Origin of the sequence: Aliirhizobium cellulosilyticum (genome assembly GCF_014198105.1) — a bacterium.
GTDB classification, from domain to species: Bacteria; Pseudomonadota; Alphaproteobacteria; order Rhizobiales; family Rhizobiaceae; genus Neorhizobium; species Neorhizobium cellulosilyticum.
This window is the reverse complement of record NZ_JACIGW010000006.1, coordinates 213,327-232,309: the sequence shown is the minus strand read 5'-3', so window position 1 is coordinate 232,309 and position 18,983 is coordinate 213,327. Positions and strand designations below refer to the sequence as shown.

General features: G+C 59.7%; 14 protein-coding genes and 1 pseudogene. 7 read left to right on the top strand and 8 right to left on the bottom strand.

Going from position 1 to position 18,983, the window contains the following annotated elements:
• Window positions 1–86: 86 nt before the first annotated feature.
• A pseudogene (locus tag GGE33_RS22160) lies at window positions 87–311 on the top strand (type II toxin-antitoxin system RelE/ParE family toxin); the annotation flags it as partial.
• Window positions 312–457: 146 nt separating this feature from the next.
• Here the strand turns inward: GGE33_RS22160 and GGE33_RS22155 are convergent.
• From GGE33_RS22155 to urtA, 7 genes are all read right to left on the bottom strand, one after another.
• Complete coding sequence (locus tag GGE33_RS22155) at window positions 458–790, bottom strand: FmdB family zinc ribbon protein (protein WP_183828072.1); 333 nt, start codon at window positions 788–790, stop codon at window positions 458–460.
• Window positions 791–873: 83 nt separating this feature from the next.
• Window positions 874–2,106 (bottom strand): formamidase, encoded by a 1,233-nt coding sequence (gene fmdA / locus GGE33_RS22150; RefSeq protein ID WP_183828069.1) that lies wholly within the window; start codon window positions 2,104–2,106, stop codon window positions 874–876.
• Window positions 2,107–2,148: 42 nt separating this feature from the next.
• Window positions 2,149–2,838 carry an urea ABC transporter ATP-binding subunit UrtE gene (urtE, locus tag GGE33_RS22145; RefSeq protein ID WP_183828066.1) on the bottom strand — a complete coding sequence of 230 codons (690 nt, stop codon included), beginning with the start codon at window positions 2,836–2,838 and terminating at the stop codon, window positions 2,149–2,151.
• 10 nt (window positions 2,839–2,848) lie between these two features.
• The gene (urtD, locus tag GGE33_RS22140; RefSeq protein ID WP_183828062.1) at window positions 2,849–3,607 is read right to left on the bottom strand and encodes an urea ABC transporter ATP-binding protein UrtD; all 759 of its coding nucleotides are present in this window, start codon (window positions 3,605–3,607) and stop codon (window positions 2,849–2,851) included.
• Window positions 3,608–3,619: 12 nt separating this feature from the next.
• Window positions 3,620–4,750 (bottom strand): urea ABC transporter permease subunit UrtC, encoded by a 1,131-nt coding sequence (gene urtC, locus GGE33_RS22135; RefSeq protein ID WP_183828059.1) that lies wholly within the window; start codon window positions 4,748–4,750, stop codon window positions 3,620–3,622.
• Window positions 4,751–4,760: 10 nt separating this feature from the next.
• Window positions 4,761–5,687 (bottom strand): urea ABC transporter permease subunit UrtB, encoded by a 927-nt coding sequence (gene urtB / locus GGE33_RS22130; RefSeq protein WP_183828056.1) that lies wholly within the window; start codon window positions 5,685–5,687, stop codon window positions 4,761–4,763.
• Between the two features lie 89 nt (window positions 5,688–5,776).
• A complete protein-coding gene (urtA, locus tag GGE33_RS22125; RefSeq protein WP_183828053.1) occupies window positions 5,777–7,039 on the bottom strand; it encodes an urea ABC transporter substrate-binding protein in 1,263 nt (420 codons plus the stop codon).
• Between the two features lie 325 nt (window positions 7,040–7,364).
• Between urtA and GGE33_RS22120 the strand changes: the two genes are divergently transcribed.
• Window positions 7,365–10,739, top strand: a complete 3,375-nt coding sequence (locus GGE33_RS22120; protein WP_183828132.1) for a hybrid sensor histidine kinase/response regulator — start codon at window positions 7,365–7,367, stop codon at window positions 10,737–10,739.
• On the top strand, window positions 10,732–11,658 hold the full coding sequence (locus GGE33_RS22115) for a response regulator transcription factor (protein ID WP_183828050.1): 927 nt from the start codon (window positions 10,732–10,734) through the stop codon (window positions 11,656–11,658). The genes GGE33_RS22120 and GGE33_RS22115 overlap by 8 nt, the downstream gene beginning before the upstream one ends.
• 234 nt (window positions 11,659–11,892) lie before the next feature.
• Here GGE33_RS22115 and GGE33_RS22110 read toward each other — a convergent pair whose 3' ends face one another.
• Window positions 11,893–13,020, bottom strand: coding sequence for an NAD(P)/FAD-dependent oxidoreductase (locus GGE33_RS22110; RefSeq protein WP_183828047.1), 1,128 nt, complete (start codon window positions 13,018–13,020; stop codon window positions 11,893–11,895).
• A gap of 212 nt (window positions 13,021–13,232) precedes the next feature.
• On the opposite strand from GGE33_RS22110, the gene GGE33_RS22105 reads away from it, so the two are divergent.
• From GGE33_RS22105 to GGE33_RS22090, 4 genes are read left to right on the top strand one after another with little or no spacing between them, the layout of a single operon-like run.
• On the top strand, window positions 13,233–15,317 hold the full coding sequence (locus tag GGE33_RS22105; protein ID WP_183828044.1) for a hydantoinase/oxoprolinase family protein: 2,085 nt from the start codon (window positions 13,233–13,235) through the stop codon (window positions 15,315–15,317).
• 6 nt (window positions 15,318–15,323) lie between these two features.
• Complete coding sequence (locus tag GGE33_RS22100) at window positions 15,324–17,309, top strand: hydantoinase B/oxoprolinase family protein (protein ID WP_183828041.1); 1,986 nt, start codon at window positions 15,324–15,326, stop codon at window positions 17,307–17,309.
• Window positions 17,306–17,620 carry a (2Fe-2S)-binding protein gene (locus GGE33_RS22095; protein WP_183828038.1) on the top strand — a complete coding sequence of 105 codons (315 nt, stop codon included), beginning with the start codon at window positions 17,306–17,308 and terminating at the stop codon, window positions 17,618–17,620. Before GGE33_RS22100 ends, GGE33_RS22095 begins: the two co-directional genes overlap by 4 nt.
• Window positions 17,617–18,981, top strand: a complete 1,365-nt coding sequence (locus GGE33_RS22090) for an FAD/NAD(P)-dependent oxidoreductase (protein WP_183828035.1) — start codon at window positions 17,617–17,619, stop codon at window positions 18,979–18,981. Before GGE33_RS22095 ends, GGE33_RS22090 begins: the two co-directional genes overlap by 4 nt.
• Window positions 18,982–18,983 lie beyond the last annotated feature (2 nt).

The following is an 18,983-nucleotide window of genomic DNA, read 5'->3' as shown; positions in this document are numbered from 1 at the left end:
ATATCGGCAAACTGGTCGAAACAATCCAACCCGACGAATGCGCCAATTATCTAACAAATGCAGGATACGGTTCCGTCAAAAGGTGAAACGCTCTAGCTGCTGTTCTCATCGATGAACGGATAGTAGCGGCCGCCCGTCGCCTACTCGATTTTCCCGCCAGTGGACGCATTGGTAGAGTTGCCGGCACACGCGAACTCGTCATCAATGGTACGTCTTATGTCGCCGCCTACGTCATAACCGAGACGACAGTTCGAATTCTTCGCGTACTCCATGGCGCGCAGGAATGGCCAGAATATCTGCCGCAGAGCTAAGTGACTACAATCAAGTGGGCCGATGGTTCGATTCCGCTCAAGACCTGTATCCTCCTTTCAGGAGGTCAATAGAGAGACCGGGACTCGAAATTGCGGATGCGGCTATTCGAGCCGATCGCTCCTGTCGGAGTTGGTGCCTGGTTAGGTTAGTGGCTGATCATCCAAGGCCTCGAGGAAGGAAAGGCTTTAGCCCCATCCGCGCGATATAGTGTTCTGGATTTCTTGTTACCTTGGCAACACGAGCATCCCGATCCATGTTCGGAGGACTTTAGCGTCTTAGGTTCATTGGCCGATTTCTCATTAGTCCTCTGCGCGGCCCGCTTCGTTTGATCCATGAGTGAAAAAAATGGCGTGGAGAAGAAAGCGCGTTCTGCGGGCACTCCGCAGGTGGGGCAGCCACAGGGTTCCGCTGATACCGCCATCGGTCGAAGTTCGGTAAATGCACCGCATTCGGCACAGTTGTAATCGTAATAAGGCATCGGGTCTCCCGGAGAAATCGGTGTAAGAGATGGCGCGATAGCACGGGGCGGCACGCCGCCGCCCCAAAATCATGGCGAACAACTCACAGATCAGGCGCCAGAGGAACGTCGATCTTGCCGTCGAGATATTTCTTCGGACCATCTGCGCCGGGCTTCAGGTCGTATTCGAAGATATCGAGTGGCAGCCACAGCGTGGCGCAGGCATTCGGTACATCGACAACGCCAGAAATATGACCCTGGACGGGTGCCGTGCCGAGGATCGCATAGGCCTGGGCACGGGTGTAGCCGAATTTGGTCAGGTACTCGATCGCGTTGAGGCAGGCCTGGCGATAGGCGATGTGGACGTCGAGATAATGCTGCGTACCCGCTTCATCGACGGAAATCCCTTCGAAGATCAGGAAGTCGTCGTATTTCGGCGTGATCGGCGAGGGACGGAATATCGGGTTCTTGATCCCGTACTTGGCCATGCCGTCCTTGATCAGTGTGACCTTGATATGTAGCCAGCCAGCCATCTCGATGGCGCCGCAGAAGGTGATCTCGCCATCGCCCTGGCTGAAATGCAGGTCGCCCATGGAAAGGCCGGCACCGTCCACATAAACAGGGAAGTAGATTTTCGAGCCGCGCGACAGGTCCTTGATGTCGCAATTGCCGCCATGTTCACGCGGCGGAACGGTGCGCGCACCTTCGGCTGCAGCCTTTTCGCGGGCCTCGCCCTTCAGCGCCCCCATATGCGCGGTCGGGCCGCCGTTCGGCAGGTTTGCAAGACCCGGAACGCGGTCGGGATTGGTGTCGAACAGGGCCTTCTCACGGCTATTCCACATATCGAGCATCTTCTGGTCCGGCAGGCAGCCGATCAGGCCCGGATGAATGATGCCCGCATATTTGACACCCGGCACATGGCGCGAGGAGGTGAACATGCCGTGGAAATCCCAGATCGACTTCTGGGCTTCCGGGAAATGCTCGGTGAGAAAGCCGCCGCCGTTCTTCTTGGAAAAAAAGCCGTTGAAGCCCCAGAGGCTGTTTTCGAACGTGCCGATATCGAGAATATCGACAACCAGCAGGTCGCCGGGCTTTGCACCCTTGACGCCGATCGGGCCGGAAAGGAAATGAACCTGCGAAAGATCGACATCGCGCACGTCTGCGGCATCGTCGTCATTCTTGATCTGGCCACCGGTCCAGTCATAGGTCTCGATCCGGAAGTCGTCGCCCGGCTCTACCCAGCAGGCCATCGGAATGTCCGGATGCCAGCGATTGTGAATCTTCTCATTGGTATAGGGCGACTCGTTGAGGTCGACCTTGATCAGCGTTTCAGGCATGTCTTGCTCCTTCCTAAGTAAATGTTGGATGTGAGACCGGCATCAGACGGACAGGAAACCGGCGACCTTCGCCTCGTCGATGCCGTCGCGTGGGCTCTCATGAACGATGTCGCCCTTCTCGATGACGAGAACCCGGTCTGCCATGTCGAGGGCAAAGCTCAGGACCTGTTCCGAGACGAGAATGGAAAGCCCCATCTCGTCTCGGATGCGGCAGAGCGTTCGGGCCATCTCCTTTATGATCGACGGCTGAATGCCCTCGGTCGGCTCGTCGAGCAGAAGCACCTTGGGTTTGGACGCAAGCGCCCTGGCGATGGCGAGCTGCTGTTGTTGTCCGCCTGAAAGATTGCCGCCGCGGCGGCCCTTCATTTCAAGTAGAACCGGAAACAGCTCGTAGATATGATCCGGCACGTTGCGTTCGCCGGTAACGGTCAGGCCCGTCTCGATATTCTCCCTGACGGTCATGGCGGAAAAGATCATCCGTCCTTGCGGGACATAGGCCAGCCCTGCCGCAACCCTGCGATAGCTCTCCATGGTCTCGACCGGCGTATCACCGATGCGGATCGCCCCCTGCGCAGAGGGAACTATCCCCATCAACGACTTCATTAGCGTGGTCTTGCCCATGCCGTTGCGGCCCATGACGGCGACGATCTCGCCGGGTTGCACGGCAAAATTCATGCCGTGGATCACCTCGCTCTGGCCGTAGGCGACGCGCAGGTTTTCGACTGCAAGCATGTTCACTCTCCTAATGGCCGAGATAGACTTCGATGACCTTGGGGTCGTTCTTGACGCGCTCCATTGATCCTTCGGAAAGCACCTTGCCCTGGTGCAGGACCGTGACCCGGTGAGCGATGTCCTCGACGAATTTCATGTCGTGCTCGATCACGATGACCGACTGGTTCTTGATGATCGTATTGAGCAGTTCGGCGGTCTTGATCCGCTCGGCGACGCTCATGCCCGCTACCGGCTCGTCGAGCATCAGCAGTTTCGGGCTCTGGATCAGTAGCATGCCGATTTCCAGCCACTGCTTCTGGCCATGGCTGAGGATTGCTGCTTCGGTGTTCAGATGATCCTTCAGGAATATCAGCTCCGCGACTTCCTGGACCCGGTCGCGCACTTCCGCATCGCGGCGGAAGAACAGTGCGCCGAAGACGTTACGGCCGCGCGGAAACGACAGTTCCAGGTTCTCGAAGACCGTCAGGTCCTCATAGATCGACGGGTTCTGGAATTTGCGGCCGACGCCAGCATGAACGATTTCGAATTCACGCATCCCGGTCAGTTCCTGGCCGGAAAACTTGATGGAGCCCTGTGTCGGACGGGTGCGGCCGCAGATCAGGTCAAGAACCGTGGTCTTTCCCGCCCCGTTCGGGCCGATGATGACGCGGATCTCGTTCTCGTCGATATATAGAGAGAGGTCGTTGACCGCCTTGAACCCGTCGAAGGAAACCGTGAGCCCTTCGACCGAGAGGAGAAAATCCTTCTGTTCGGTATCGGTGACAAGCATGGCGCCCTCCCGTCAATTGGCCGAGCCAGCGGCAGCCTGAATGGGCTGCGTCGTGGCAGTGCGTTTCGAAAGGCGGCGGATCAGCGGCTCGACATGTTCGCGGTAGAGACCGACAAGACCATTCGGAAACGCCATGACGACAGCGATGAACAGCCCTCCCATGGCGAAAAGCCAGAGTTCGGGAAAGCTCTCGGAAAAAGATGTTTTGGCGGCATTGACGATGAGTGCGCCATAGACGGCACCAAAGAGCGACAGACGCCCGCCCACGGCGCAGAATATCACCATCTCGATCGATGGAACGATGCCGACGAAAGAAGGCGACATGAAGCCGACCTGCAGCGTGAACATCGCGCCGCCGATCGCCGAAAATGCAGCCGCCAGGCAGAAGATGAAGATCTTGAAGTTCGAAACGTCATATCCAGAGAAACGCACCCGGTCCTCGCGGTCGCGCATCGCCACAAGCAGGCGGCCGAACTTGGATATTTTTACGCCCTGAGCGAGAAGCACGCAGAGGAGCAGAGCAAGCGCGCAGGCGAAATACAGCAGCAGCTTGGCGTCGTCGGTGCGGATGTCCCAGCCCAGCAGCGTGCGCAGATCGGTGATGCCATTCACACCGCCGGTATATCCCTGCTGACCGATGATCAGGATGGTCATGATGGCCGCGATCGCCTGGGTGATGATGGCGAAATAGACGCCGCCGACACGTCTCTTGAACATCGCCGCCGCGATGACGAAGGCGAACAGCGCAGGCACGGCGATGATTGCGACCAGCGTGAAGGCGAAGGAATGGAAGGGCTGCCACCAGAAGGGCAATTCCGTCAGCTGGTTCCAATCCATGAAGTCCGGAATGCCGGGCGTCGACTGGATCTTCGTGGCTTCGGGTGTCGATGCCTCGAGCTTCAGGAACATGGCCATGCAATAGCCTCCGAGCCCGAAGAATATTCCCTGCCCAAGCGACAGGATGCCGCCCATGCCCCAGCACAGGACGAGGCCGAGGGCCACGAAGGCGTAAGTCAGATATTTGCCGATGAGATTGAGGCGGAAGACATCCACCGACAGCGGCAGGACGATCAAAAGGATCGCAGCCAGGATGGCGAAAGAAATCCATCCCTGCTTCGAAAAGAAAATGCTTTCGAATTTCATTGGATGCTCCTCAGCGGCGAATGTTGAGTGTGAAAAGGCCCTGCGGGCGCAACATCAGGATTCCGACGACCGTCAGCAGGGTCAGCACCTTGGCCATCGATCCACTCAGGAAGAATTCCAGGGTGGACTGGGCCTGCGAGATGGTGAAGGCGGAGGCGATCGTACCGATCAGGCTGCCGGCGCCGCCGAAGACCACGACGAGAAATGTATCCACGATGTAAAGCTGACCGGCCGTCGGCCCGGTTGAACCGATCATGGTGAAGGCCGCGCCGGCGATCCCCGCGATGCCGCAACCGAGGCCGAATGTCATGCTGTCGACCCGCTTCGTGTTGATGCCGACAGCCCCCGCCATCACCCGGTTCTGCAACACGGCGCGGACCTGCTTGCCCCAGGCGGAACGGAACATGATGAAATAGACGGCGAACGAGACCAGAAGCGTCAAAGCCATGACGAACAGGCCATTGATGGGGATCTCGATCATGTCGGTGAGCGCGATCGAACCCATCATCCAGTCCGGCAGGGTGACGCCGACCTCACGAGCACCGAACACCGAGCGATAGACCTGCTGCAGGATCAGCGACAGGCCCCAGGTCGCCAGCAGCGTGTCGAGTGGCCTGCGGTAAAGGAACCGGATCATTCCCCATTCCACCAGCACGCCGAGCGCGAAGGACGCGACGAAAGCGGCGGCCATGGCGATGAAGAAATAGACGGGAAACAGGACCGGAATATATTCGGTGACGATATGCGAGCATATGTAGGTCACATAGGCTCCCAGGATCATGAATTCGCCATGCGCCATGTTGATGACGCCCATCTGGCCGAAGATGATCGCAAGCCCCAGCGCCATCAGGACGAAGACGGAGAAGAGGCTGAGCCCCGCAAAGCCCTGCATCGCAAGGATCGAGGTGAATTCGCCGAAAGTATAGTCGCCAATCATCGTGGCCTCGCCGGACAGGAAGCTGATATTTCAGATGACATCGAGGAAAGTGCTGCCCACGGGTGACCCGCGGGCAGCAAGGTCAAGGCTTATTGATAGCCTTCGGGGAATGGATCGGGCTCCATCAGGTCAGCCGTCTCGTAGACCAGTTCATACTGGCCGTCCGTCTTGGCGCGGCCGACTCTCGCCTTTGACCAGAGATGATGGTTCTCGTGGATCTTCACATAACCTTCCGGAGCCGTGGTCAGCTCGATGCCCGGCGAGGCTGCCTTGATCTTGTCGATGTCGAAAGAGCCGGCCTTCTCGACTGCAGCCTTCCACAGCCATGGGCCAAGGTAGGCAGCCTGGGTCACGTCGCCGATGACGATATTATCGCCCCACATCTTCTTGAATGCTTCGACGAATGCCTTGTTGTTAGGATTGTCGAGGCTCTGGAAGTATTTCATCATCGCATAGGCGCCGGCCATGTTCTCGCCGCCGATGCCGAGGATTTCGTCTTCCGTGACGGAAATGGTCAGGAGCAGCGGCTTTTCCTTGGCGAGGTCGATACCGGCAGCCTTGAGCTGCTTGTAGAAGGCGACATTGGAGCCGCCGACAACGATGGCATAGATCACGTCGGGCTTGCGCAGTTTGATCTTGTTGATCACCGAGTTGAACTGGGTGTGGCCGAGCGGGTAATATTCCTCGCCGACGACCTCAAGGCCCAGCTTTTCGATATGCTTGCGCGCGATCTTGTTGGACGTGCGCGGCCAGATATAGTCCGATCCGAGCAGGTAGAAGCTTTTGGCACCCTTCTCCTTCACCACCCAGTCGATGCCGGCAAGAATCTGCTGTGTCGCTTCCTGGCCGGTATAGATGACGTTCGGGCTCTCTTCGAGGCCTTCGTAGAAGGTCGGGTAATAGAGCATACCGTTATACTGCTCGAAAACCGGCAGAACCGCCTTGCGGGATGCTGATGTCCAGCAGCCGAATACGGATGCGACTTTGTCCTGTACCAGCAGCTTCTTTGCCTTTTCGGCGAATGTCGGCCAGTCGGACGCTCCGTCTTCTTGAACAAACTCGATCTTGCGGCCGAGAACGCCGCCCATGGCATTGATCTGCTCGATGGCAAGCTTTTCAGCCTGGACCGAGCCGGTCTCGCTGATCGCCATCGTGCCGGTGACGGAATGCAATATGCCGACCTTCACCGTGCTGTCGGTAACGGCCAGACCGGTCGTATTGACGGTGGCTGTCGGATAATCGGCGGCCGAAAGCGGCGCGCCCATCAGCGAAAGCAGCGGCAGGCTGGCAAATCCTGCAAGCAGTGTCCGTCGGTTCACGGACAAGACATTTCCCGGAACATCATCGCTCATAGCAACCCCTCTTCATGTCGCTCGTTTTTCGGCTTGAACTGGCTGATCAACCGCCAGCTGCACGAAGTTCGACAGGAATGATGCGATGCAACAATGGAGTATTTGACGTATTTCCCCCCGAGTATTTTGCCCGTACTATGTGCTCAATGGTTTGAAATAAAAACATCAAGATACTGAATTTCATAAGAAAAATGTCGCCGGATAATTGTCCGACACGAGGCCTAAGGCCTCCTGGATTTCCTTGCAAAGACCGTTGCGGAAGACTGGAACGAAGTTTGCTTTCGTTTCGTCGGTGCAAACACTGCAGAGTTGAGGGGGCTTGAGTTTGAACACGGCGCAGCGCATTCCGAGAAACCGGCGCACCTACAACAAGTGGGTGGCGAACCAGACCCTCGAAGACTATGCCCTGCGTTTCACCGCCTACAAGGTTCGCCGCTTCTCGAACTGGCGGATCGCCAATACCGCCATAGGCGCGATTTCATTTCTGGCATTGGAGGCAATCGGCGGAGCAATCACCCTCAACTATGGTTTCGCCAATGCCATCGCGGCCATCGCAGTCTCTTGCTCCATCATCATCCTGATGGGCATTCCGATCGCCTATCACTCGGTTAAATATGGCGTCGACATCGACCTTCTGACCCGTGGCGCAGGTTTCGGTTATATCGGCTCCACCTTCACGTCGCTGATCTATGCTACGTTCACCTTCATCTTCTTCGCAATCGAAGCGGCGATCATCGCGACCGCACTGCAGCTCTGCATCGGCTTGCCACTGCCGATCGGTTATATCGTAAGCGCGCTCGTCATCATTCCGCTCGTCACTCATGGGGTCACGTTTATCAGCCGTTTCCAGGCATGGACCCAACCATTCTGGGTGGTGCTGCAACTGGCCCCCTTCGTCTTCATTGCCTCCCAAAGCATGCCGTCGGTGCGCCAGTGGACAGGCTATTCCGGCCTGTTCGGACATCCGGATGGAAGCATTAACCTCGCTCATTTCGGCGCGGCATCCGCAGTGATCTTTTCGCTGGTGGCGCAGATCGGCGAACAGGTCGATTTCCTCCGTTTTCTGCCGCGACGAACCCATGCGAACCGGCTGCGCTGGTGGGCAGCCTTGCTCGCTGCCGGTCCAGGCTGGATGGTGATCGGCGGGCTGAAGATAACGGCAGGCTCGTTTCTCGCCTTCTATGCCTTTCAGCAGGGCGTCGATTTCAAGGATGCTTCCGATCCGACGCAGATGTATCTGAGCGTTTTCCGCGAGATGCTGGGATCACCCGAGATGGCGCTTGGCCTTGCCGGCATCTTCGTGGTCATCTGCCAGCTGAAGATCAACGTCACGAACAGTTATGCCGGCTCGATCGCCTGGTCGAACTTCTTTTCACGGCTTACCCACAGCCATCCCGGTCGTGTTGTCTGGCTGGTGTTCAATGTCATGCTCGGCCTGCTGCTGATGGAGTTCGGCGTCTACAAGGCTCTGGAACAGACATTGGGGCTCTACTCCATCCTTGCGGTTTCCTGGATGGGCGCGATCGTCGCCGATCTCGTGATCAACAAGCCTCTGGGCCTGTCGCCACGATCGATCGAGTTCAAACGTGCGCATCTCTATGACATCAATCCCGTCGGGTTTGGCTCAATGGCGATCTCGGCTCTGGCCGGACTGATCGCCTATCTCGGAGTCTTCGGCCCAACGCTGGCTGCCATTTACACTTATGTCGCGCTCATCTCCGCCTTTGTGCTTGCTCCTGTGCTCGCGCTCGCGACCCGTGGTCAATATTACATTGCCAGACAGTCTCCCGCAGACTGGAAAAGCGGGCAGGCGATCGAGTGCTGTATCTGCGAGCATCACTTTGACAGCGAGGATATGGCGCGTTGCCCGATCTATTCGGGGCCGATATGCTCGCTCTGCTGCTCGCTGGATGCGCGCTGCGTCGACGCCTGCAAGACCGACGCTCGTTTGATGCAGCAGGTCCGAGGCTTTGCCGTCACTTTCCTGCCGGGCCGCTTTTCCGCTTTCCTTGAGAGCCGTCTTGCCCGTTATATCGCGGTTCTGACGGTCGTCACCGCATTGATCGGGCTGGTTTTCTGGCTCATCCACTTTCAAAGCAGCCTCGACAAGACCATGCCCGCGGCCGAGATCGCCACGGTGCTGTGGAAGCTGTTCATCATCGTCTTCATCATCGCGGGCATCATTGTCTGGCTGTTCGTGCTTGCTCAGGAAAGCCGCAATTTTGCCGAGGACGAGGCGCGCAAACATACGCGGCTGTTGATGGATGAGATCCAGGCGCATGGGGAAACCGATCGTCAGCTGCAGAGGGCAAAGGAGGTCGCTGAGCAGGCCAATGTGGCGAAAAGCAAATATGTCGTTGGCCTCAGCCACGAACTGCGAACGCCGCTCAGCGCCATTCTAGGCTACGCACAGCTTCTGGAACGCCAGAAGGGACTACCCGTCTACATCCATAACGCCGCGCGGACGATCAAGCGAAGCGGCGAGCATCTGGCGGATATGATCGAAGGATTGCTCGACATCTCCAAGATCGAAGCAGGACGGCTGGAGATTTTTCGCCACAAGATCGCGCTGCGCCCCTTCCTCGATCAGATTGTCGACATGCTGACGCTGCAGGCCCATGCGAAAGGCATCGAATTCGAGTTTCGCGCCAGTTCGTCGATGCCTGACTATGTCGTCACCGATGAAAAGCGGCTGCGGCAGGTGCTTATCAACCTCCTTTCGAACGCGATCAAGTTCACCGATCACGGCAAGGTCTGCCTTGCCGTTACCTATCGCGGGCAGGTAGCGACCTTCGAAATCGAGGACACGGGTATTGGCATACGAGAGGCGGACATCGAGCGGGTATTTCTCCCCTTCGAGCGTGTGGAGCAGGCCGGTGATGTCATTCGCCCGCCCGGCACCGGATTGGGACTGACGATCACCAAGCTGCTGGTGGAAATCATGGGTGGCGAACTTGTGGTTCGCAGCGTTGCGGGTGCCGGTACCTATGTGTCCGTACGCCTGCATCTTTCCTCCGCCAGCAGTTCTGAGGATGCTCCTGCGGTTGTTTCGCGTATCAGTGGCTATGAGGGGGCACGCCGCACGGTGCTGGTCGCGGACGATGATGCCAACCAGCGGGCGCTGCTGGAGGATGTCCTGCGGCCGCTTGGGTTTACCGTCATCGTCGCGGCGGATGGACCGGCATGCCTTTCGGCGCTTTCGCTCTACCGTCCGGACATCCTTGTTCTCGATATCGCGATGCCGGGCATGTCGGGTTGGGATGTTGCGCGGCAGGTGCGCAAGCGTATCGGGCGGGGACTGCCGATCGTGATGCTGTCTGCAGACGCGGGCAACGAACGCACGCGGCCGGAATTCGCCGACCTTTGCGACGCTTACCTGATCAAGCCCTTCAGCTTCGACGAACTTTTCGACTGCTTTGCGACGCTGGTGCCGCTGACCTGGATGCATGCGGGCGAAGAGACAGTGGAAGCTGATCTGCAGCCGAACTTCGCTTCGGCGGAACTGCCCGAGCCACGCAAGCTCAAGCAATTGCGTACATTGGGGGAGACCGGCTTCGTCCGTTCGATCGAAGCCATGCTGAACGATATAGAGGCATCCTCGCCAGGGACGGCACGGTTCTGTCGCCATATGCGGTTCCTCGTCGCGAACTATCGGCTTCGCGATTTTCTGGCCGTCATTGAGGAGGTGAAGAATGTCTGACCTTGCCGCCGCCAACCGCGTCCTCGTGGTCGACGATTCACCTGACGCGCTTTTCATGCTGTCGGACGCCCTGACGCTCGAAGGCATGGATGTGCTGACCTGCAATAGCGGCCGGCAGGCAATTTCGCTGGCAAACAGCAGTTCCCCGGATATCGTTCTGATGGACGCGGTGATGCCCGGCCTTGACGGTTTCCAGACATGCCAGATCCTGAAAGCGGAGCGCGGCTTCGAGGACATCCCGATCATATTCATGACCGGCTTCAACGAGAGCGAACATGTCGTGCGGGCACTGGCCGCGGGAGGGGTCGATTTCATCAGCAAGCCGATCGAACTGAACGAACTGTTCGCCCGCATGCGCGTCCATCTGGGCAATGCGCGACGGGCTCGTTCCGCGCGGCGCGCGCTGGATTCCACCGGGCGCTGGATCGTCGCCTGCGACAGGAACGGACGGATCCACTGGTCGACACAACAGGCCGCCGACCTGATGCAACGCGCCGGGATCCGGTCCGACCAGGGCGCCTACCTGCCGTGGGAGGTCGTGGAACTGGTTGGCCTTGCCGTCGAGCAGTTGCCATCCGCCGCGCTTGGCCAGGCGCTTCGTTATTCACGCAACGGACAGGATCTGGAATTCCGGATATTGTCCGATGACGGGAATGACGAATTGCTGTTGCGGCTTGTCGACCGGCACCGTGGAACGGATGAGGAGCAACTCGCAAAAGCCTTCGCTCTGACGCTACGGGAAGCGGAGGTGCTGCTCTGGATAGCGCACGGCAAGGCGAACAAGGAGATTGCTGACATCCTGGAAATGTCGCCGCGCACCGTCAACAAGCACCTGGAGCAAATCTTCAACAAGCTTTCCGTCGAGAAGCGAACCTCCGCAGCGACGATGGCGGTGAGGGTTCTGTGGCGGGATAGCTGATAACCAGAGAAACCGTGGATTGCTTAGCTGCGTTTTGGACTGGCCGGAGAGTTTTTATTATCCTCTGAACCAAGAGATCAAAGCCTAGTTTCTTCCGCATGAAGAGCCATGTGATTGATAATTGATCAACCAGCTCAAGAGCGCTCGGTTACGGCCAGAGTGTTCTCGAAATTTCAGCCACATGCACTTTTCAAAGTCACCATTTCGATGCCAAGATCGGTGATCTTTATCTGCTCAAGAACTTGCCTGTCCCACCGGCGAAAACCGCCCAATCCGGAAATCTTTCAGGGGTATTTGCGTTTGGCCCGTTGCGATAAACTCCGCCATGACGTCACCCACTCCGGGTCCAAGCTGGAACCCGTGTCCACAAAAGCCGAAGGCGTGGTAAAGGCCTTCAGTCGTCGTGGATTGTCCGATGACGGGCAGGCCATCGGCGACATAACCTTCACAGCCCGACCAGGTGCGGATCACCGAGACGTTCGCAAGCGCTGGCAGCAAGGGCAGAAGTGCCCTTAGCTGTCCCGGCAGGCGGGCGGGATCGGCCTTGGCATGGCCGCTGTCCAGCGACACGTCGGTGCGTTCCGCTCCGCCGCCAAACACGATATTGCCGCGTTCGACCTGGCGAAGATAACCGCCGCCATGGTCATGGCCCCAGACGCCGACGACCGGCAGAACCCGATGTGGAAGCGGTTCGGTGACGCCCATTTGCGGACCTTTGGCGACGATCGGTACCGGTTCGGAAAATTGCTCGGCAATTCGTGCGCCCCAGGCGCCGGCCGTGTTGAGGAGTATCGGCGACGAATACAGGCCTTTCGAGGTTCGAACTTCGAAACCGTGTGGCGTTTTCCCTATGCTCTCGACAGTGGTTTCCTCGACGATTTCCGCGCCGAGCCGGCGCGCAGCATCCGCAAAGGCGGGCGCAATAAGGCGAGGATTGCCGCTTCCGTCCCGCGGGGAAAAGGAGGCGCCGATTGCGGTCGGGCCGAGGCCCGGAAAACGGTTCTGCACCTCTTTCGGGCCGAGTTCCTCCAGATCCAACCCCCAGGGCCGCGCCGCCTCGGAGAAGCTCCGCATCTCATTCAGCCCCTTCTCGGTAAAGATGAGACGAAGATGGCCGGTGGCGCGAAACTCGACATCGCGCCCAAGCAGCTTTTCCGCCTCCCTCCAAAGGGCCAGCGACCGGTGGGCGAGGGGGAGTTGGGGCAGATATCTGCCGCTTCTACGGATATTCCCGAACGATGCGACGGTCGCACCACTGCCGACGCGGTTTCGCTCGATGAGCGTAACGCGCAGCCCGCGGCGCGCCAGGAAAAAGGTCGAGGCTGCGCCCATGAGGCCACCACCGACAACAATCACATCCATCCGGCTTCCTCGTCATCATGAAAATCGCATGAAGAGTGACCGATCCGGCATCGGTAAGTCAAAGTCGAGCTTTAGGCAGTCCCATAAGTCGGACCTATGGGTTGGTCCGTTCGAGGGCATAAGTTCTGCTTATGGGATCTCGCCCTTTCCGTCTTGGACCGACGTGGTTCCATCGTGCCAGCTTTGCATAACCAGACGGAAAGGGATCCAATATGGACAATGCGCCAGCGCTCGGCAAAGGCCATCTCAAGGAACAGGATTGGAAGGTCGGCGTCGATATCGGCGGAACCTTCATCGACTTCTGCGCTCTCGAAACTCGCTCAGGCAGGGTCGCCTCCTTGAAGGTTCTGACCACGCCGGACGATCCGGGCGCGGAACTGATGACCGGGCTTTCGCTTCTCGCTGAGCGCGAAGGGCTCGATCCGACTTCGATCAGCCGCTTCGTGCATGGTACGACGGTCGGCATCAACACCGTCATCCAGAGGCGCGGCGTATCGCTGGCGCTGATGACCAATGCCGGCTTCGAGGACGTGATCGAACTGGCGCGCCTGAGAATGCCGGACGTCTATTCGCTCTTCTGCTCGCGTCCCGACCAGCTCATCTCGCGTGACATGGTCTTCGGCATTCCGGCGCGACTGAGGGCCGATGGCAGCGAAGCGCAGGCGCCGGACATGCAGGCCGTCATCGAAGCCGTTGCAACCGCCAAGGCAAGGGGTGCATCGGGCATAATCATCTCCTTCCTCCATTCCTGGCGCAACGATGCCCAGGAAGCGGCGGTCAAGGCGCAGATTGCAAAGTCGGCCCCTGATCTGTTCGTTTTCACATCCTCGGAAGTCTGGCCGGTCATTCGCGAATACGAGCGCACCACCACAGCCATCCTCAACGGCTACGTCCATCCGCGTGTTTCCGGATATCTGACGGCGCTGGAGGACAAGCTGGTTTCCCGTGGAGTGACGGCTCCGGCGCTGCTGACCAAGTCGAATGGCGGGGTCATGAATGCGGCGGAGGGCAAGCGCTCCTGCGTGCAGATGCTGCTTTCCGGTACCGCATCCGGCGTTATCGGCGCCGCCTGGCTTGCTCGCCGCGCCGGTGAAAAGCATATCCTGACGCTCGATATCGGCGGTACTTCGGCCGATTTCGCGCTGATCATCGACGGCGAGCCGCAATTCGGCACGGGCGAACTGATCGGCGAGTTTCCGCTGCATATTCCATCGGTCTCGGTCAGCTCCATCGGCATCGGGGGCGGTTCGATTGCAAGCGTCGATGCGCAGGGCGTCTTGCGTGTAGGACCGGAATCGGCCGGATCGACGCCGGGACCGGCGTGCTATGGGCGTGGTGGCACTCAGGCGACCGTGACGGATGCGATGGCGGTCTGCGGCTGGCTCGGCCATAGCCAGATGGCTTACGGCCAGTTGCAGATCAATGTCGGCCTGGCACGCGCGGCGGTCTCGAAGCTCGCCGACCAGATCGGCCGTACGGCCGAAGAGGCAGCGCAGGCCATTCTCGATATCGCCATTTCCGAAATGTTCGTAGAGGTCGAGAAGCTTGCCTCGCGTGCAGGCGTCGATTTGCGGGAATTCACCTTGATGCCGTTCGGCGGCGGCGGACCGATGCTCGGCGCTTTCCTGGCGCGGGAGTTCAAGATGGCGAAGGTCATCGGGCCACCGCGTCCGGGCGTCGTCTCGGCGCTGGGCGGCCTGGTGGCGGATCTTCGCGGCGACTTCATCCGCACTGTTTTCACGCATCTTTCCGCCGAGGCGACACCGCAGTTGCGCAAGGCGCTGGATTCGCTCTCTGCCGAAGGTCTGGCATGGCTTTCGAAGCAGGGACATGAGGGGCCGGCGACGCTGAATGTTTCCGCCGACATGCGCTATGTCGGCCAGAGCTTCGAGATCGAGGTGCCGGTTCTGGCAGCCTGGATCGCCGAGGGTAAGCTCAGCCCCATCAAAGATGCCTTCCATGCCATGCATGCGAAGCTCTACGATTTCGACGATCCGGACGGAGAGATCGAGATCGTCAACCTGCGCCTTTCGGCGATCGGTGCCGGTCCGGCTCTGGAGCTTCCGCTCGAGGCCGAACATGCCGCTGCTGCGGCTGTGCCGGAGCGGGAGATCCCCGTCTTCACCGGCAAGGAATTCGAATGGATCGGCCTTTACCGGCGAGATCTTCTGCATCCGGGCGGCCGGTTCTCAGGGCCGGCGGTAGTGGCGCAGGAAGATACGACCTTTGCCATTCCGGCTGGCGCCACGGTCGATGTCGACCGCCACCTGAACCTGCATCTGACCTTCTCGGAGTAACCAGCCATGTTTGACCCATTGAGCCTTCAGGTCTTTGCCAATCACACCCGCGCGGCTGCCGAGAACATGGCCTATACGCTGCAGCGGACCGCACATTCCGCCTTCGTCAAGGAGACGGAGGATTTCACGGTGATGCTGATAAACCGCAATGGCGACACGTTCGGCGTGCCGATGGGGCTCGGCGCCACATGGTATCCAGGGCTGACCTATACGCGGGCAATCGACATGGTCGCCGACTACAAGCCCGGCGATGTCGCCTTCACCAACGATCCCTATTCCTGCTTCGTCGCGACCCACGCGCCCGACACGCATCTCTGGAAGCCGGTGTTCTACGAGGGTGAGATCATCGCCTGGACCGGCGGCCACATCCATAATACCGACATGGGCGGCGCCGTGCCGGCGTCTCTTTCGCGCGCCCTGACCGAAATCCATCAGGAAGGCATCCGCTTTCCCCCGATGAAGCTGGTCAATGAAGGTGTCTTCGACGAGGACATCCTGAAGATCATGACCACCAATGTTCGCAAGCCCGATCTCAACATCGGGGATATCAAGGCGCTGGTGGGTGCGCTCAATACCGGCGAGCGTAAGATCCTCGCAATGGTCGAGAAATTCGGGAAAGAGGCCTTTCTCGAAGGCGCGGAAGTGCTGCTCGATCATGCCGAAGCGCAGGCGCGTGACATTCTGCGCTCCATGCCGGACGGTACCTATGTCTTCGTTGATTACGCGGACGAGGATTCCGTCGAAGCCAATCCATGCCGGCTGAAACTGACGATGACGATCAAGGGCGACGAGGCGATCCTCGATTTCACCGGTTCCGATCCGCAGCTCGGGTCTTCGCTTAATGTTCCCTCGGGTGGCGATCCGCGGCATACGATGCTGCTCGTCGGCGTCTATTATGTGCTCTACACGATCAATCCGAAGATCCTGCTGAATACCGGCCTGACACGCCCGTTTACCTGCATTGCGCCGCAGGGCAGCGTGCTCAACCCGATTTCGCCGGCTGCCGTCGGCATGCGGTCGCTTACCTGCGCCCGCCTGCGTTCGGTGATCTTCGGCGCCTTCTGCCAGGCCGTGCCCGAAAAACTTCCGGCAGCACCTGCTGGCAACAACTGCATCGTCAACGTTATGACCACCGACGAGCGAGGTCATACTGTCATCGCGGCCGTCAATCCGGTCGTTGGCGGAGGTGGTGGCATGCCGCATCGCGATGGCACCAACGGCTCCGGGGCTGATGCAGCTTACCTCAAGAACACGCCGATCGAGATTACAGAGACCGAAGTGCCGATTGAATTCGTCAAATATGGGTTGGCGAAGGACAGTGGCGGTGCGGGCCGCTGGCGTGGCGGTCTTGCGACCGAGATGGCGTTCCGGGTGTTCAGCCCGGGCAGCCGGATTACCGCGCGAAACCGTGACCGCAGCTTCTTCCGGCCCTGGGGGCTGCTCGGCGGCAAGGCTGCGGGCCTGTCCGACATGGTGCTCAACCCTGGTCGGGATGACTATCGCCGACTCGGCAATATCGATACCGCCATCCTGCAGCCCGGTGACGTGCTGGAGATCCGCTCGGCAGGCGGCGGCGGGCGCGGCAATCCGCTGGAACGTGAGGTCTGGCGCGTGGTTCGCGATGTCGAGCGCGGATATGTCTCTGCAGAGGCCGCAGAGCGCGACTATGGGGTCGTCATTCGTGATGGTGTTGCGGATGAGGAAGCGACCGAAAGCCTGAGGGCATCGCGTTCCGCATCTGCCGGCCACTTCCACTACGGTCCCGAGCGCGACGGTTATGAGGCGCAATGGACGCCGGCCGCCTACGATCTCCTGACCGACATTCTTGTCGGTCTGCCGATCCATTGGCGCTTCTTCACCAAGACGGAAATCTTCCGTCGGATGAAGGGCCGTGTCGGACCGGAAGGCGTGTCTGCGGCCCTGGCGGATGTCCGGGCGCGCTTCAGGGAAATGCCGGAGCCCGCGATCGAGGCGAAGGAGGCTGCTGAATGAAACCGCACCCGCGAACCGGGCGAATTGTCCGTCTGTCGGAAACGGCAAGACCGCGGGTGCATTTTCATCTGGATGGCTCGCCCTGCGAGGCTCTTGCCGGTGATACGGTGCTGACGGCGGTGTTGTCCTCTTCCCATCACCTGCGGCAATCGGAATTCGGGCCGGAGAGGCGGGCGGGTTTCTGCCTGATGGGCGCCTGCCAGGATTGCTGGATCTGGCAGGCCGATGGCGAAAGGCTTCGTGCCTGTTCGACGCCGGTCATGGACGGCATGCAAGTGCTGACAGAAGCGCCTGCCGGGTGGCCGTCATGAGTTCAGGCGCTGAAAAGGTCGTCATCGTCGGCGCGGGGCCGGCAGGCATTCGCGCCGCCGAGATGCTGGTATCGGCGGGTATAAAGCCCGTTGTCATTGACGAGGGAATGAAGGCCGGTGGCCAGATCTATCGCCGGCCGCCGGATGGTTTTACCCGATCTGCGCGGCAACTCTACGGAACCGAAGCCGACAAGGCGGTCGCATTGCATGGTCGGTTCGACCAGATGGTGGCCGAGGGGCAGGTAGATTACCATCCGCAGAGTTCCGTCCTTGCCTGCGCCAACCGAAGCCTGCATGCGTTGACCCCTTCGGGGCGGCGCGAATTCAGCTATGACCGGCTGATCCTTGCGACAGGCGCCACCGATCGCCTCGCACCGGTGCCAGGGTGGCAGTCACCCGGTGTCTACAGTCTCGGCGCAACCCAGATCGCTCTCAAGGCTCAGGGTGTCGCGCTCGGGCAGAAGATCGTGCTTGCCGGCTCGGGGCCGCTGCTGACGCTGGTCGCAACGCAATTGCTGAAGGCCGGGGCCGAGATTGCGGCCGTTCTCGACACTTCGTCATTGCGGACGCAGATGACGGGACTTCCCGGCATGCTGGCAAGGCCGGGACTTGTCCTGCGCGGGATGATGATGCGCGCCAAGCTGGGACGGCTTTATCATGCTGGCGTGAAGATACTCGGTATCGATTCCGACGAATGCGGCCCGGTGAGCATCCGCTGGCAGGATGCGCGTGGCGCAATGCGGAAAAGCGATTGCGACATGGTAGGTATCGGATGGCATTTGCGGGCAGAAACGCAGCTTGCCGGGCTTGCCGGTTGCCAGTTCGATTACGATGCCGGCTGGGCGCAATGGCTTCCACGCACCGACCGAATGGGAAGGGCTGCAGAACGGCTCTATCTTGCCGGTGACGGCTTGCGCATTCTCGGAGCCGATGGGGCGGAAGTCGCCGGTCGCCTAGCGGCGCATGCCTGTCTCTCCGATATGGGTCTGACTGCGCCGGACAGTTCTGCGGATCTGCGGCTGCTCACACGGTATGAGCGTTTCGCCCGTGGCATGGCGCGCGCCTTTCCCTGGCCGGCCGAGATGGTTCGCAGGACGCCCAACGAGACGGTGGTTTGCCGCTGTGAGGGGATCACTGCCGGTCAGTTGCGCGAGGGTGTCGATTACGGCGGTGCGGAAGCCAATCGGGTAAAGTCGCTCGCGCGGGTCGGCATGGGCCGCTGCCAGGGGCGTTATTGCCAATTGGCCGGTGCCGAACTGATTGCAGCAAAGGCCGGGATTTCCGTCTGCGACGCCGGGCGTCTGCGGGAACAGGCGCCGGTCAGGCCTGCTCCGATCGGAGCATGGGTCCGGGATGCCTGAAA